Source organism: Parafrankia sp. Ea1.12 (genome assembly GCF_900465275.1).
In the GTDB taxonomy this organism is placed as follows: domain Bacteria; phylum Actinomycetota; class Actinomycetes; order Frankiales; family Frankiaceae; genus Parafrankia; species Parafrankia soli.
The window spans coordinates 15,101-30,332 of the sequence record NZ_UBIZ01000193.1 but is presented as its reverse complement, the minus strand read 5'-3'; the positions used below and the strand labels follow the sequence as shown (position 1 = coordinate 30,332).

The following is a 15,232-nucleotide window of genomic DNA, read 5'->3' as shown; positions in this document are numbered from 1 at the left end:
CCTGTCGCACTCGCTTCAACGAAGGAGCCGACGCTCCCTGTTCCCGGCAGCGGTCACGCCCACCCGCGGCCGTCCGTCGCACCGGCGCGCACGGCGGCGGCGGCGGCCGGCTCGAGCAGGCCGGCCTGCTCGAGCCGGTCCGCGGTGAGGACGGCGAGCGCGGCGTAGGCGTCGGCGAGGTGGCGGTCGCGCCGTTCCAGCCTGTCCAACTGCGCTGTGACGGTGCCGACGTCCCCGCGCCGGACCGGGCCGGTCATCGCGGCCTCGCCGGCGTCCAGCGCGTTCTCCAGCGACACGCGCAGCAGCGGGCCGAGCGCGCCGGCCGGGTCGGGGACGCCCGCCTCGGCGATCAGCCGTCCGGCGGCCGTCACGAGGGTCGCCAGGAAGTTGCCGCCCAGGACCAGGGAGGCGTGGTAGAGCGCCCGCTGCTCCTCGGCGACGACCGCCACGCGCCCGCCCACGTCGGCGACCAGGCGGCGCACGAGCGCGGCCGCCGGCTCGTCCCCGGGGGCCGTCGTCACGCCGAAGGTGGCACCGGCGAGGCGGTCGACGTCGGCCGGCGTCCCGGTGAGCGTCATGATCGGGTGGATGGCGGCCGGGTGCGCCCCGGCGGCGCGGGCCGGCGCGAGCGGGGCGATCCCGTGCCGTCCGCTCAGGTGCGCGACGAGCGGGGACGGCGAGCGGGCCGCGTCGGTGCCGGCCGGGCCGGACCGCGCCGGACCGGTGCGGGCCAGGCCGGGGGCGGCCTGTGCGGCGACGGTCTCGATCAGGTCGTCGGGCACGCCGAGCAGGATCACCTCTGCGGCGGCCGCGGCCTGCTCGGGCGTGGCGCACGCCGTGGCCGCCGGGAAGCGCGCGGCGGCCCGTTCCCGGCCGGCGGGCGAGCGCACGTAGTAGGCGCGAACCTCGTGGCCGGCGGCGGCGAGCGCGGCGCCGAGCGCCGAGCCGGCGCGGCCGACGCCGATGACGGCCACGGTGAGGCCCGGGCCCGCAGCCATGCCCGCCGTTATTCCCGCCACATGGCCGTCCTCCCGCGCTTGCGCTCCCGGAGCGGCCCGCCGCGGTCGGCTCCCCCGTCTCCGCCACTCGTGCCCCGCCGGAGTGACCTCATGCACCGATCCAATCGTCCGAGGTGCGCACAGGCGACGGATACCCGGCCATGGCCGGGTTCACCGGGGGCCATCGACTCCGCCGGAGCTCACGACCGGACCACCCGGCCGCGCAATGAACGGCCACGGCCACACATCCGGAACTCCGCCGGAACACACCGTTCATCTCCCGGTGACCGATCGGTGATGCTGAGAGACGTCCGCGTCGATCCGTGCCCGGTCGGTGTCATCGGGAGGTCGTCCAGGCGCGGCGCCTATCGCGCCATACGAAATCGCGGGACGCCCCGCGCACCGCTGGTCCACCTAATCGATAGTGTTCACATCGGGGCGCCATCCTCATCCGACCGGGGCCGGGAACACACTCATGTGTGGACGTCGGCCGCACGGCGGGGGTGATCGCCGCGATACCACCACGATGCCGGTGTACTCGTTTCCACGACAACACCGGCATGCCGATCTCTGGGCGGAGGTCACCTGAATACGGCCCGCGCTGTACATAGGCGCCCCGAACGGTATGGACGTCGCCCGCGCGCGGCACGGGTGACCGCCGCGCACAGTCGCGCCCCGGGGGGCGCCCCACCGGCTGGGGGATTCGGGCGCGGGTCGCGGCACCGGCCGGGGTGTCCGCCTACGGACACCCGTCGGGGCTCCCGCGAGCAGGTGACACAGCACGTCCGCGGCCCGAAGGGGGAACCGGCGGCCTTCTCCGCGCGGCCCGCCCGCCGGTGTCCGGCCGTCTCCTCCCACCCGCCGGAGCCGACGGTTCGCCCCGGTGGGGACGGCCTCGGAGGGCCCCACGGCGGGGACGGTCCCGCCCGCCGAGCCGCACTCACGTCCGTTAGCAGAAAACGCATACCGCAACCAGCCGCACACCACCAGGCAGGGTGGGTGACGGGGATAATCCGGTCCCGAACGGCGTCCCACCGGCCTTCCCGGAGTCGGTCAGGCGTCACGATCCCCGTGGTGCATTGAGCCGCCCGGTACGCTGGGGTGGTACCTGAGGAGGTTACTGAAGGTGTCTGAGCAGGTCAGGGAGAGGGAGACCCGCCGGCTCGACCGGGTCGTCGTGCGCTTCGCGGGCGACTCAGGCGACGGTATGCAGCTCACCGGAGAACAGTTCACAAGCGAGACAGCGGCATTCGGCAACGATCTGTCCACGCTTCCGGACTTTCCCGCGGAAATCCGGGCGCCAGCCGGCACCCCGGCCGGAGTTTCTGGCTTCCAGCTACATTTCTCCGATCACGATATTCTCACCCCGGGCGACGCCCCGGACGTCCTGGTGGCGATGAACCCGGCCGCGCTGAAGGCGAACCTGAAGGATCTGCCGCCCGGCGCCGACCTGATCGTCAACACCGACGCGTTCACCGGCGGCAACCTGAAGAAGGCCGGCTACGCGACCGACCCGCTGGCCGACGGGACTCTGGACAACTACACCGTCCACCGCGTCCCGCTGACGTCCATGACGATCAACGCGGTCAACGCCGCCGAGGGCGTCGCGGGGACGGTGAACAAGAAGGAAGCCGAGCGGGCGAAGAACATGTTCGCGCTCGGCCTGATGAGCTGGCTGTACCACCGGCCGACCGGCGGCACCGAGGGCTTCCTCAAGAAGAAGTTCGCCAAGCGGCCGGAGATCGCGGCGGCCAACATCGCCGCGTTCCGGGCCGGCTTCAACTACGGCGAGACCACCGAGTCGTTCTCGGTCACCTACGAGGTCGCCCCGGCGCGCATGCGGCAGGGCACCTACCGGCGGATCACCGGGAACATCGCGCTGTCCTACGGGCTGATCGCGGCCGGCGAGCTGACGAAGCTGCCGCTGTTCCTCGGCACCTACCCGATCACCCCGGCCTCGGACATCCTGCACGAGCTGAGCAAGCACAAGCAGTTCGGCATCCGGACGTTCCAGGCCGAGGACGAGATCGCCGGTGTCGGTGCCGCCCTCGGCGCCTCGTTCGGCGGCTCGCTGGGCGTGACGACCACGTCGGGCCCGGGTGTCGCGCTCAAGAGCGAGACGATCGGCCTGGCGGTCAGCCTCGAGCTGCCGCTGCTGATCGTGGACATCCAGCGCGGCGGCCCGTCCACCGGCCTGCCGACCAAGACCGAGCAGGCCGACCTGCTGCAGGCGATGTTCGGCCGCAACGGTGAGGCCCCCGTGCCGATCGTGGCGCCGCGCTCGCCCGGCGACTGCTTCGACGCCGCCGTCGAGGCCGCCCGGATCGCGACGAAGTACCGGACGCCGGTCTTCCTGCTCTCGGACGGCTACCTGGCCAACGGCTCCGAGCCGTGGCTGCTGCCGACCCGCGAGGAGCTGCCCGACCTCACGGTGACCTTCACGACCGAGCCGAACCACGACGGGCCCAAGGGTCCGGAGTTCTGGCCCTACCAGCGCGACCCCGAGACGCTGGCCCGCCCGTGGGCGGTCCCCGGCACCCCGGGTCTGGAGCACCGCATCGGCGGTCTGGAGAAGGCCGACGGCTCGGGCAACATCTCCTACGACCCGGCGAACCACGACCGCATGGTCCGCCTGCGCCAGGCCAAGATCGACGGCATCGCCCGGGACATCGCCCCGCTCGAGGTCGACGACCCGTCCGGCATGGCGAGCGTGCTGGTCCTCGGCTGGGGTTCGACCTTCGGCCCCATCGCCGCCGGCTGCCGGCGGGTCCGGGCCAAGGGGCTGCACGTGGCCCAGGCGCACCTGCGCCACCTCAACCCGTTCCCGGCGAACACCGCCGAGGTGCTGCGCTCCTACGACAAGGTGCTGATCCCCGAGATGAACCTCGGCCAGCTCCGCACGCTGATCAGGTCGCAGTTCCTGGTGGACGCGATCGGCTACAACCAGGTCCGTGGACTGCCGTTCAAGGCCGCGGAGCTCGCGGGCGTCTTGGAGGACGTGATCAACCAGTGACCGTCACAACGAACGGCAGCGGGATTACCAACCGGCTCCTGGACCTGGTACCCGCCACGCCGAGCCAGCTGACCCGTAAGGACTTCACCTCCGACCAGGAGGTCCGGTGGTGCCCGGGATGCGGCGACTACGCCATCCTGGCCACCGTCCAGGGCTTCCTGCCCGAGCTGGGGATCGCCCGGGAGAACATCGCCTTCATCTCGGGCATCGGGTGCTCCTCACGCTTCCCGTACTACCTGCAGACCTACGGGATGCACTCCATCCACGGGCGGGCGCCGGCGATCGCGACGGGCCTGGCGACGTCCCGCCCGGACCTGTCGGTCTGGGTGGTCACCGGTGACGGCGACGCGCTCTCGATCGGCGGGAACCACCTGCTGCACGCGATGCGCCGCAACGTGAACATCAAGATCCTGATGTTCAACAACCGGATCTACGGGCTGACCAAGGGCCAGTACTCCCCGACGTCCGAGGTCGGCAAGATCACCAAGTCGACGCCGTTCGGCTCGCTCGACCGCCCGTACAACCCGGCGTCGCTGGCGCTGGGCGCGGAGGCGACGTTCGTCGCCCGGTCGATCGACTCGGACCGAGCCCACCTGACGTCGGTGCTGCGCGCGGCGGCGGAGCACCCGGGCACCGCGTTCGTGGAGATCTTCCAGAACTGCAACATCTTCAACGACGGCGCGTTCGAGGCGCTGAAGGACCGTGGCACCCGGGACGACGCCACGCTGAAGCTGATCGACGGTGAGCCGCTGGTCTTCGGCGCCGAGCGGGACAAGGGCATCCGGCGCGCGGCGTCCGGCGGCCTCGAGGTCTGCGCGGCGACCGACGAGGGCGTCCTCGTGCACGACGCGGCGAACACGGACCCGAGCCAGGCGTTCGCGCTGTCCCGGCTGACCGGGGATGACCACGGCGTCACCCCGATCGGCGTGTTCCGCAACGTCGACATCCCGACCTACGACGAGGCGCTCAACGCGCAGGTCGAGCAGACCCGGGAGCGGCAGGGGACGGGGGACCTGATGGCCCTCATCTCCGGCGGCGAGACCTGGACGATCGACTGACGGCGGGCTGACCTCAGTGCGAGGGGCCGGGGTGGGCACGACTGCCACCCCGGCCCCTCGCCGTTTCGGACCGCGACCGCAGGGCCCACCACCATCGTGCTATCTGCACCTATTGCCCTGTTACAGACGCTAACGCAGCACTTGCCGCTTTCTGATCAGCATGCGGTATCGTGTGCGCCGGTGGGGGTGCCGTGTGGCCCGGGGGGGCTCACAACACCGAAGCAGGCGGAGGCGCAGTGCGGGGTAACGCAGCGCGAGGTCACCGAGTCCGTCACCGGGGCTCGCCGTCGGGGTCGGGCCGCGCCCGGCACCAGGTTCCGCAGGGCGTTGGCGGCCACCGTGGGTAGCCACTCGGCCGGCCGGCACTCCCGCGCGGGCTCCACCGCGACCGATCGCCGGAACCGCACCCCGGTCCCCGGCCCGGCCTCCGGCCAGGGCCAGCCGATCGACGACCAGACCCCCCGGCCCGCCCAGGCGCTCACCTCCCGCGCGCGGACTCCCTACCCGCCGGGCGGCCCGCCGCGATCCGGCTGGGTCACCAGCGAGTGGAGCAGCAACCCGTCCGCGGCCACGGCCTCGCTGCCGCCCCGCCCCGCGACACGGCCCCCCGGCGAGCTGGATACCGTCACCGGCCCGATCTCGATGAGCACCTCCCAGCGCCGCGAGCTGTTCGGCGACGACCCGCAGCCCGGCCAGGCCGACGCCTACGGCCGCTCCGCGCGGCGGGCAGCGCGGTCCGCGGGCCGTGGGCGGCCCGGTGACCGCCTCGACGACACCGCCGACCTCGGCGTCCGCCAGCCCGGGGAGCTCGACCCGCAGCGGGTCGGCGACGAGGCGGGGGCCGCGGGCGGGCCCGGCGCATCCCGGTTCTCGCTGTTCGAACCGGCCCGCCCGGCCGGATCCCTGCGGCTCGACACGGCTCCCCGCTCCGGCGCCCGCGCCGAGGGCACCCGCGCCGACGGCACCCGCTCAACAACGGCTTCGCGCGCGGCGGCGCGGCCCACCGGTTCGACCACCGGCCGCGGCGCGCACCGCGCACCCGCGCCGCGTCGCGGGCCGAGCCGGACGCGCATGGTGGTCGCCGGTACCGCGTCCCTCGCCGGCCTCTCCGCGATCGTGACCGGTGTCGCGCTCAGCGGCGACCAGCCGGTCACCGCGGCCGGGCCCACCACGGGCGCCACCCCGCTCGTGCAGGTCGCCGGCGCCCGGCCGGCCGCGTTCGGCTCGGACGACACCCAGGCCTCCCGCGACGGGCGCGCCCCGCTGCCCACCTACCCGACGGCGGCGCCGGCCACGACGGGCGGCTCCGGCACGACCGACCAGAGCGACAGCGGGTACCGGAGCTCACCGAGCGGCCCGTCCGCACCGGCGTACAGCGGGTCCGGCACGCAGCAGCAGGGCCTGTCCGGCTACGAGATCCCGTTCGTCCCGCTGACCCCGCGGTCCACGGCGACGCCGTCCCCGGCCGCCGGCGGCACGACCACGCCGGGCAGCACCACGCCGGGCACGACAAACCCGGGCACGACGACGCCGGGGGCCACCACGCCAGGCACCACCACTCCCGGGAGCACCGCCCCCGGCACCACGACACCCACCCAGCCGGGAGCGACGACCTCGCCCACGCACGGCACCTCGCCGTCGTCGGCTCCGACAACGACCCGGCCGACCACGTCGAGCTCGAGCACTCCGGCGCCCGCGCCGTCGCGCGAGGGCTCGCTCCCGTTCAACCCGACGCCGGTCGAGGTCACCCCGATCTGGGATCTGCTCTTCCCCGCCCAGAGCCAGAGCACGTCGACGTCGTCCAGCGCCCCGGCGGGCTCCTCTGCGACGCCCGCGCCGACGGCGTCCTCGAGTACCGGCGCCGGCTCCTAGTCGGGCTCCCGCCGGGAGGGCACGGGCAGACCCCTCCCGGCTGCGGGGACCCCGTGCCGGCCACCCCGCACAGCGCGGTGGCCGGCACGGGGCCGAGCCCGGTCCTAGCTCGTGCGGTCGATGACGAAGTCGGCCAGCGACTCCAGCGCGGTCTTGGCCGAGCCGTCGGGCAGCGGCGCCAGGCACTCGCGGGCCTCGCTCGACCAGCGGATGAGCTCGGCGCGGGCCCGGTCCATCGCGGGATGCTCGCGCAGCAGCTCCAACGCCTCGACGACCCCGGACTCGGTGACCCCGGCCTCCGTGCGCGGGTTCACCCCGAGCAGGTCGCGCAGCCGGCGGGCCGCCGCGTCCTCGCCCTGCAGGGCGTAGAGCACCGGCAGCGTCGGGATGCCCTCGCGCAGGTCCGTCCCGGGTGTCTTGCCGGAGTCCTCGCTCGGCGACGCCACGTCGATGAGGTCGTCGGAGAGCTGGAAGGCCACCCCGAAGCGCTCCCCGAACGCGGCCAGGACGTCGGTCGTGACCGGGTCGGCGCCGGCGAGCATGGCGCCCAGGCGGGCGGACGTGGCGATCAGCGAAGCCGTCTTCTCCGTGATGACCCGCAGGTAGTGCTCGATCGGGTCCTGCCCCGGCCCGACCCCGACGGTCTCGCGGATCTGGCCCTCACAGAGGGTCGCGATCGTGCGCGCCAGGATGCGGGTCGCCTCCGGCCCCAGGTCGGCCGTGATCTCGGACGCGCGTGCGAACAGGAAGTCGCCGGTGAGGATCGCGACCGTGTTCGTCCACCGGGCGTTCGCGGACGCGGCACCGCGGCGCAGCGGGGCCTCGTCCATCACGTCGTCGTGGTAAAGCGTCGACAGATGGGTCAGCTCGATCGCCACGGCCGCCGGCACGACACCGACCGCGTCCGGATCGGCGAACTGGGCGGCAAGCAGTACGACCATGGGTCGGAACCGCTTGCCGCCCGCGTCGACGAGGTGCCGGGACGCCTCGGTCACGAAGGAGAACTCGCTGCGGACGGATCCGCGCAGCATCTCCTCGACCGCGGCGAGCCCGACCCGCATCGACTTCTCGAGATCAGGGTCGGCCCTGATCCCCATCACTTCCAGCCCGATAGCGCTCATACCGCCATCAGCGTACGAAGCCGGAGGTCGCCGCGGTGGTCGCCAGGTCGAGAAGCGGCTGCGGCGCCACGCCCAACAGCAGGGTCATGAGTGCACCTATACCCACCGTAGCGAAGGTAAGAGTCGGCCGGGTGACGACGACCGGCCCGTCGGCGAGCGGCTCGGAGAAGAACATCAGCACGATGACCCGGACGTAGAAGAACGCCGCGATCGCGCTGCACACCAGGGCCACGACCACCAGCGGGGTCGCGTCACCGGCGATCGCCGCCTGGAAGACCGCGAACTTCCCGGTGAACCCGCTGGTCAGCGGGATGCCGGCGAGCGCGAGCAGTAGGAAGGCGAACGTGCCTGCCAGCAGCGGCGACGTCCGGCCCAGGCCCTGCCACTGGGAGAGGTCGCTGGCCTCGCCGTCGCCGGTGCGGACCAGGGAGACCACCGCGAACGCCGCGATCGTGGTGAAGCCGTAGGTCACCAGGTAGAACATGGCGCCGCGCAGGCCGTCGACGTTCGAGCCGGCCATCCCGACGAGCAGGAAGCCGGCGTGCGCGACCGCAGAGTAGGCGAGCATCCGCTTGATGTCACGCTGCGTGAGCGCGAGCACCGCGCCGACGACCATGGTGAGAATGGCCACAGCCCAGATCACCGGCCGCCAGTCCCACCGCATGCCGCCGAAGGCCACGTAGAAGACCCGCAGCAGCGCCCCGAAGGCGGCGACCTTCGTCCCCGCCGCCATGAAGGCGGTGATCGGTGTCGGGGCGCCCTGGTAGACGTCCGGCGTCCAGGAGTGGAACGGGGCGGCACCGATCTTGAAGAACAGGCCGACGCCGAGCAGCGCGAGCGACAGGTAGAGGTACGTGTCGTTCTGGCCGACCGTGCCCACCGCGTCGGCGATCCGGCCGAGCTCGACGCTGCCGGCGTAGCCGTAGGCGAATGCGACCCCATAAAGGAAGAAGGCCGACGAGAACGCCCCGAGCAGGAAGTACTTCATCGCGGCTTCCTGCGACAGCAGCCGCCGGCGCCGCGCCAGCCCGCACAGCAGGTACAGCGGCAGCGAGAGGATCTCCAGCGCCACGAACATGACCAGCAGGTTGTTCGAGGCGACGAAGAGCAGCATGCCGCTGACCGAGAAGACCATCAGCGGATACGCCTCGGTCTGCACGTCCGGCGAGGTGCGCTGCGCGGTGGAGCCGCGCGAGCCGGGGACGATCGCGGCGGAGGCGACGAGCGCGCCGCCGGAGGAGTCCAGCCGGCGCTCGGCGACCAGCAGCACCGCCAGCAGCGCGAACACCAGGATGGTGCCCTGCAGGAACAGCGTCGGCCCGTCGATGGCCACCGCGCCGGCGGCGAGCACCTGGCGGTGGGCGTGCAGAAGCACCACCGCGACGAACGCGCCGATGAACCCCGCCCCGGCCAGCAGCGGCTGGAGCACCCGCCGGGCCTTCGGCGGTGCGAAGGCGTCGACGAGGACCCCGGCCAGCGCGACGCCGAACAGGATGAGCATCGGGCTGAGGGACGAGTACTCGATCGACGGCGGTGTGATCTTCTGCGCGGCGCCCTGCGCCAGCACAGTCGTTGCGGCGCTCACGAACGGCCTCCGGATTCCGGCGCGGCCACCGGGGCCGTCGGCGCCGGGTCAGACTTCCCGATGTCCGCGAACGTGGCGGTCACCGTGGGCGTGATGATGTCGAGCAGCGGCTTGGGGTACACCCCGAGCCCGATGATCAGCGCGACCATCGGCGCGACCACCACCCGCTCCCGCACGCTGAGGTCCTTGACGAGACGCATCTTCTCGTCCTTGACCGGACCGGTCATCGTGCGCTGGTACAGGTACAGGATGTAGATCGCGGCGAGCACGATCCCGCAGGTCGCCACGATCGCCAGTGCTCGGTACTCGGTGAACACTCCGACCAGCACCAGGAACTCGCTGACGAAGCTGTTCGTACCCGGCAGGGCCAGCGAGGACAGTCCGGCGATCAGGAAGACCCCGGCGAGGATCGGCGTCACCTGGGCCATGCCGCCGTAGGCGCTGACGTCCCGGCTGCCCCGGCGGGCCACCAGGAAGCCGACCACCACGAACAGCAGCCCCGTCGACAGGCCGTGGTTGACCATGTAGAGCACGGCGCCCGTGCCGGCCTGCGAGGTGAAGGCGAAGGTCCCCAGCGCTATGAACCCGAAGTGGGCCAGCGAGGTGTAGGCGACCAGCCGTTTCATGTCCCGCTGGCCGATGGCCAGCAGGGCGCCGTAGAAGATGCCGATCACCGCCAGGGCCAGCACCATCGGCGCGAAGTACTCGGCGGCGTCCGGGAACAGCGGGATGCAGTACCGGATCAGGCCGAAGGTGCCGACCTTGTCCAGCACCCCGACGAGCAGGACGGCGCCGCCGGTCGGCGACTGCGCGCCGGCGTCGGGCAGCCAGGTGTGGAAGGGAAACAGCGGCGCCTTGATGGCGAAGGCGATGAAGAAGCCGAGGAAGAGCAGCTTCTGCACGCCCGGGGTGATCTCCAGCTGGCGCAGGGTGGCGAAGTCGAACGTGCCCGTGCCGAGCTGGTCGGCGGAGACCACGTACAGGCCGATCACCGCGGCGAGCATCAGCAGCCCGCCGAACAGGCTGTAGAGCAGGAACTTCACTGCCGCGTAGGAGCGCTGTGCCTTCTCCTCGACCGGCCCGTAGCTCCCGATGAGGAAGTACATCGGAATGAGCATGGCCTCGAAGAAGACATAGAAGAGGAACACGTCGGTGGCGGCGAACACCCCGACCATGCCCGTCTCCAGCGCCAGCAGCAGCGCGAAGAACGCGGGGACGGAACGCCGCCCCTCTTCCGCCTCGTCCCAGGAGGACAGCACGACCACCGGGACGAGCAGCGCGGCGAGCAGCATCAGCACCAGCGAGATGCCGTCGGCGCCCACCGAGTAGGAGACGCCGAACTCCTTGATCCAGTCATAGGACTGGCCGAACTGGAAGCCGGCCTTGTCCGGATCGTAGGCGGCGGTGGCCAGCACCGCGAGCACCAGGACTGCCAGCGAGACCACGAGCGCGAGTTGCTTGGCGAGCGTGCCGTGCCGGCGCGGCAGCGACGCGACGACCAGCGAACCGACCGCGGGGACGATCAGCATGATCGTCAGCCAGGGGGCTGTGCTCACGTCAGCCGGCCCTGGTGAGCAGCAGAGCACCGACCACGAGGACGGTACCTCCCAACATCGACAGTGCGTAGGACCGGACGAAGCCGGTCTGGGTGCGTCGCAGCCGGCCGGACAGCCCGCCCACGGCGGCGGCGCTCCCGCGCACGAAGCCGTCGATGCCGACGTTGTCCGCCCAGACCAGGAAGCGGGTCAGGTACTGCCCCGGCCGCATGGCGACGACCTCGTTGAAGGTGTTCGCGTAGAGGTCGCGGCGCGCGGCGACGGTCACCACGCTGACCTCGGCGTCCGGCCGGGCGACGGCCTCGACCGGGCGGAGCTGGTAACGCAGGTAGGCACCGGCGAACCCGCCGGCGGAGACGACCAGCACCAGCGCGGTGACGACCGCGGGCGAGATGTCGTGGTGCGCCTCACCGTGCTCGCCGACCACCGGGGCGAGCCAGTTCTGCATCGAGCTGCCGAGGACGAACAGCCCACCGGCGAAGACCGAGCCGACGGCCAGCAGCATCATCGGGCTGGTCATCGTCGCCGGCGACTCGTGCGGGTGCTTGGTCTCCGGCCCGTCGTGCTCCCAGCGCGCCTTGCCGTGGAAGGTCATCAGGAACAGCCGGGTCATGTAGAAGGCGGTGATCCCGGCGCCGAGCAGCGCCACGCCACCGTAGATGTAGCCGCTGGTGCCACCCTTGGCCAGCGCCGTCTCGATGATGCGGTCCTTGGTGAAGAACCCGGACAGGCCCGGGAAACCGATGATCGCCAGGTAGCCGAGGCCGAAGGTGACCCAGGTGATCGGCATGTGCCGCCACAGCCCGCCGTACCTGCGCATGTCCTGCTCGCCGTCCATCCCGTGGATGACCGAGCCGGAGCCGAGGAACAGGCCGGCCTTGAAGAAGCCGTGCGCGAGCAGGTGCATGATGCCCAGCGCGTACCCGGCCGGGCCGAGCCCGACGGCGAGGAACATGTAGCCGATCTGGCTGACCGTCGAGTAGGCCAGGACCTTCTTGATGTCGTCGTAGGCGCAGCCGATGACGCATCCGATGAGGATCGTGACCGCGCCGATGATCAGGACGACGGTCCGCGCGGCCTGCGTCTGGTCAAAGATCGGGGCAGCCCGGACGATCAGGTACACACCGGCGGTGACCATGGTCGCGGCGTGGATGAGCGCCGAGATCGGGGTCGGGCCCTCCATGGCGTCCGGGAGCCAGGCCTGCAGCGGGAACTGACCGGACTTGCCGCAGGCGCCGAGCAGGAGCAGGAGCGCCATCGCGGTGATGGTGCCGTAGCCGATGACGTCCGCGGCGGCGGCACCGAACACCGAGTCGTAGTTCGTGCTGCCGACGGTGGCGAACATGAACATGATCGCGAGCGCGAGACCGACGTCGCCGACCCGGTTCATGTAGAAGGCCTTGTTCGCGGCGGTGGCCGCGGCCGGCTTGTACTCCCAGAACTTGATGAGCAGGAAGGACGAGAGGCCGACCAGCTCCCAGCCGCCGTAGAGCACCAGGAAGTTGTTGCCCAGCACCAGCAGCAGCATCGACGCCAGGAACAGGTTCATGTAGGCGAAGAAGCGCCGCCGGCCCGGGTCGTGCGACATGTAGCCGATCGAGTAGATGTGGATCAGCGTGCCCACACCGGTGATCAGCAGCACGAAGACCGCGGAGAGCTGGTCGAACAGCAGGCCGACGTCCACCTGGAAGCCGTTGACCGGGATCCAGCTGTAGAGGTGCTGGGAGACGGCCCGGTCGTCACCGGAGCGGTCGAGCAGCCCGAAGAACAGGACCAGGCCGACGACGAAGGATGCGGCCGCGGTCAGCGTGCCGAGCAGGTGGCCCCACCGGTCGGTACGCCGCCCGCCGAGCAGGAGAACGGCCGCCCCGGCCAGCGGAAGCGCGATGAGCAGCCAGGTCAGCGAGAACGCCCCGGACGCGGCGGCGTAGTGCACGGCCGCGCCACCGTGCTCGTCGGCCGCGAGGATGGCGGCCCCTCCGGCGCTCATCGCGGTCCGGTTCCGGGTACGTGCGCCAGCGCCAGGGCCACCGGAGGTGGTCCGGGCTGCGCCGCCCCTGTTGCGCAAAGCGTCACTGCAGTGTCGTCCGTTCTTCCGTGACCGGAGGTCCCGGTCGCGGCCGCGTCAGGGCGGCCGGGAGACAAGCCTCGGGATGCCCGAGTACGTCGAGAGGTCAGTACTTCAGGAGGTTCACGTCGTCGACCGACGCGGATCTGCGCGTCCGGAAGATCGCCAGAATGATCGCCAGGCCGACGACCACCTCGGCGGCGGCCACGACCATGACGAAGAACGCCATGATCTGGCCCTCCAGCGTCCCGTGGATGCGGGAGAACGTCACCAGGGTCAGGTTCACCGCGTTGAGCATCAGCTCGATCGACATGAACACGACGATCGCGTTGCGCCGGACCAGAACCCCGGTCGCGCCGATGGTGAACAGCAACCCCGACAGGATCAGATAGTTCGCCGGGTTCACCGACCGCTCCCCCTGCCCGCGCCCACCGGCGCCGACCCGCCGACGACGGTCTCGTCGTCGGAGTCCTCACTCGTCCCGTTCGCGCTCGGCCCGCCGTCGGGCCCACCGCCGCCCGGGCCGTCCGTACCCGGACCACCAGCACCGCCCGCACCGGGACCGCCTGTCCCAGGACCGCCCGGACCACCGGCACCGCCGTCGTCCGGACCGCCCGCGCCGGCCGGGCCGGACGGGCCCGCACCGGGCCCGCCGAGGTCCGGGCCGACGAGCTCGGGCTGCTCCGGGCCGGGGTTGGTCGCGAAGACCTTCGGCCCGGGCCGCGGGGTGACGGTGCCGCCCTCGGCGAAGCGAGCGCGCATCCGTTCCTTCTGCGTGGCCTTCTCACCGGTGTGCTCGCGGTGACCGAGGACCATCGTCCCGATCGCCGCGACCACGAGCAGCACCGAGATCGCTTCGAAGACGAAGACGTACTGGGTGAACAGCAGACGTCCGATCGCGTGGACGTTGCCGCCGGTGTTCGCCGCCTCCAGGCCCGCCGCCTTGCCGCCGTCGATCGCGCGACCGATCGGGAACACCAGCAGGCCGGCGAAGCCGAGCCCGAGGATCACCGCGGCGATCCGCTGGCCGCGCAGGGTCTCGACCAGCGAGTCGGACGAATCGACTCCGACCAGCATCAGCACGAACAGGAACAACACCATGATCGCGCCGGTGTAGACGATGATCTGGACGAAGCCCAGGAAGGGCGCGTCCTGGATCAGGTAGAACACCGCGACGCAGAACAGGTTCACCACGAGCAGCAGGGCGGAGTGCACCGCGCTGCGCATCAGGACCATGCCGAGCGCCGCCAGCAGCGCCACCGGCGCGAGCAGCCAGAACGTCCAGGCCTCGCCGTTCGACGTGCTGCTGATCTCCGCCGCCTGGGCGAGAATCTGCGGATTCATCGGGGCCGCTCCGAACCCGCGCCGTGGGCGGGCACCTTGTTCGCCGCCCTTTCGGCCTCGCCGGCCTCGTCAGCCTCGCCGGCCGGCGAGCCGCCGACCTGCCAGGGCAGCGGGGCGTCGGGATCGCGGGTGTAGTAGTCGGTCTCGCTCTCGCCGAGGCGCATCGGGTGCGGCGGGGACTCCATCCCGGCCCGAAGCGGGGCGAGCAGCTGCTCCTTGGTGAAGATCAGGTCGTTGCGGCTGTCGTCGGCCAGCTCGTAGTCGTTCGACATCGTCAGCGCCCGGGTGGGGCACGCCTCGATGCACAGCCCGCACAGGATGCAGCGCAGGTAGTTGATCTGGTAGACGCGGCCGTACCGCTCACCCGGCGAGAAACGCTCCTCGTCGGTGTTGTCCGCGCCCTCGACGTAGATCGCGTCGGCCGGGCAGGCCCACGCGCACAGCTCGCAGCCGACGCACTTCTCCAGCCCGTCCGGATGCCGGTTGAGCTGGTGACGGCCGTGGAAGCGGGGTGCCGTCTCCTTCTTCTGCTCCGGGTACTGCTCGGTCGTCGGCTTCTTGAACATCGTCGAGAAGGTGACGCCGAAACCCTTGTAGGGGTCGAGGATCCCCATGGT

General features: G+C 71.6%; 11 protein-coding genes. 3 read left to right on the top strand and 8 right to left on the bottom strand.

Translation table 11 applies throughout. The annotated features are described in order from the left end of the window. Positions 1 to 53: 53 nt before the first annotated feature. Complete coding sequence (locus FMEAI12_RS06460) at positions 54 to 1,019, bottom strand: Rossmann-like and DUF2520 domain-containing protein (RefSeq protein WP_235013761.1); 966 nt, start codon at positions 1,017 to 1,019, stop codon at positions 54 to 56. 1,105 nt (positions 1,020 to 2,124) lie between these two features. Between FMEAI12_RS06460 and FMEAI12_RS06455 the strand changes: the two genes are divergently transcribed. The 3 genes from FMEAI12_RS06455 (at position 2,125) to FMEAI12_RS06445 (ending at position 6,941) form a co-directional block, all read left to right on the top strand. Then, on the top strand, positions 2,125 to 4,011 hold the full coding sequence (locus FMEAI12_RS06455; RefSeq protein WP_112105331.1) for a 2-oxoacid:acceptor oxidoreductase subunit alpha: 1,887 nt from the start codon (positions 2,125 to 2,127) through the stop codon (positions 4,009 to 4,011). Beyond that, a complete protein-coding gene (locus FMEAI12_RS06450) occupies positions 4,008 to 5,069 on the top strand; it encodes a 2-oxoacid:ferredoxin oxidoreductase subunit beta (protein WP_071066165.1) in 1,062 nt (353 codons plus the stop codon). The genes FMEAI12_RS06455 and FMEAI12_RS06450 overlap by 4 nt, the downstream gene beginning before the upstream one ends. 339 nt (positions 5,070 to 5,408) lie before the next feature. Then, positions 5,409 to 6,941 carry a hypothetical protein gene (locus FMEAI12_RS06445; protein ID WP_235013760.1) on the top strand — a complete coding sequence of 511 codons (1,533 nt, stop codon included), beginning with the start codon at positions 5,409 to 5,411 and terminating at the stop codon, positions 6,939 to 6,941. 104 nt (positions 6,942 to 7,045) lie between these two features. Here the strand turns inward: FMEAI12_RS06445 and FMEAI12_RS06440 are convergent, their stop codons facing one another. The 7 genes from FMEAI12_RS06440 to nuoI all read right to left on the bottom strand — a co-directional run bounded on the left by FMEAI12_RS06440 (position 7,046) and on the right by nuoI (position 15,229). Next, a complete protein-coding gene (locus FMEAI12_RS06440; protein WP_071066449.1) occupies positions 7,046 to 8,062 on the bottom strand; it encodes a polyprenyl synthetase family protein in 1,017 nt (338 codons plus the stop codon). Between the two features lie 7 nt (positions 8,063 to 8,069). Beyond that, positions 8,070 to 9,647: an NADH-quinone oxidoreductase subunit NuoN gene (gene nuoN / locus FMEAI12_RS06435; RefSeq protein WP_112105329.1), complete on the bottom strand. Its 1,578-nt coding sequence runs from the start codon at positions 9,645 to 9,647 to the stop codon at positions 8,070 to 8,072. Continuing rightward, a complete protein-coding gene (locus FMEAI12_RS06430; protein WP_071066451.1) occupies positions 9,644 to 11,203 on the bottom strand; it encodes an NADH-quinone oxidoreductase subunit M in 1,560 nt (519 codons plus the stop codon). Before FMEAI12_RS06430 ends, nuoN begins: the two co-directional genes overlap by 4 nt. Position 11,204: 1 nt before the next feature. Next, the gene (gene nuoL / locus FMEAI12_RS06425) at positions 11,205 to 13,193 is read right to left on the bottom strand and encodes an NADH-quinone oxidoreductase subunit L (RefSeq protein WP_112105328.1); all 1,989 of its coding nucleotides are present in this window, start codon (positions 13,191 to 13,193) and stop codon (positions 11,205 to 11,207) included. Between the two features lie 184 nt (positions 13,194 to 13,377). Continuing rightward, a complete protein-coding gene (gene nuoK / locus FMEAI12_RS06420) occupies positions 13,378 to 13,677 on the bottom strand; it encodes an NADH-quinone oxidoreductase subunit NuoK (protein ID WP_020463509.1) in 300 nt (99 codons plus the stop codon). Next, a complete protein-coding gene (locus FMEAI12_RS06415) occupies positions 13,674 to 14,615 on the bottom strand; it encodes an NADH-quinone oxidoreductase subunit J (protein WP_112105327.1) in 942 nt (313 codons plus the stop codon). Before FMEAI12_RS06415 ends, nuoK begins: the two co-directional genes overlap by 4 nt. Next, positions 14,612 to 15,229 (bottom strand): NADH-quinone oxidoreductase subunit NuoI, encoded by a 618-nt coding sequence (nuoI, locus tag FMEAI12_RS06410; RefSeq protein WP_112105326.1) that lies wholly within the window; start codon positions 15,227 to 15,229, stop codon positions 14,612 to 14,614. Before nuoI ends, FMEAI12_RS06415 begins: the two co-directional genes overlap by 4 nt. Positions 15,230 to 15,232: the final 3 nt, after the last annotated feature.

Coding starts and splice junctions, on each gene's coding strand:
- FMEAI12_RS06415 (WP_112105327.1), bottom strand. CDS start 14,615: ATGAATCCGCAGATTCTCGCCCAGGCGGCGGAGATCAGCAGCACGTCG.
- FMEAI12_RS06440 (WP_071066449.1), bottom strand. CDS start 8,062: ATGAGCGCTATCGGGCTGGAAGTGATGGGGATCAGGGCCGACCCTGAT.
- nuoI (WP_112105326.1), bottom strand. CDS start 15,229: ATGGGGATCCTCGACCCCTACAAGGGTTTCGGCGTCACCTTCTCGACG.
- nuoL (WP_112105328.1), bottom strand. CDS start 13,193: ATGAGCGCCGGAGGGGCCGCCATCCTCGCGGCCGACGAGCACGGTGGC.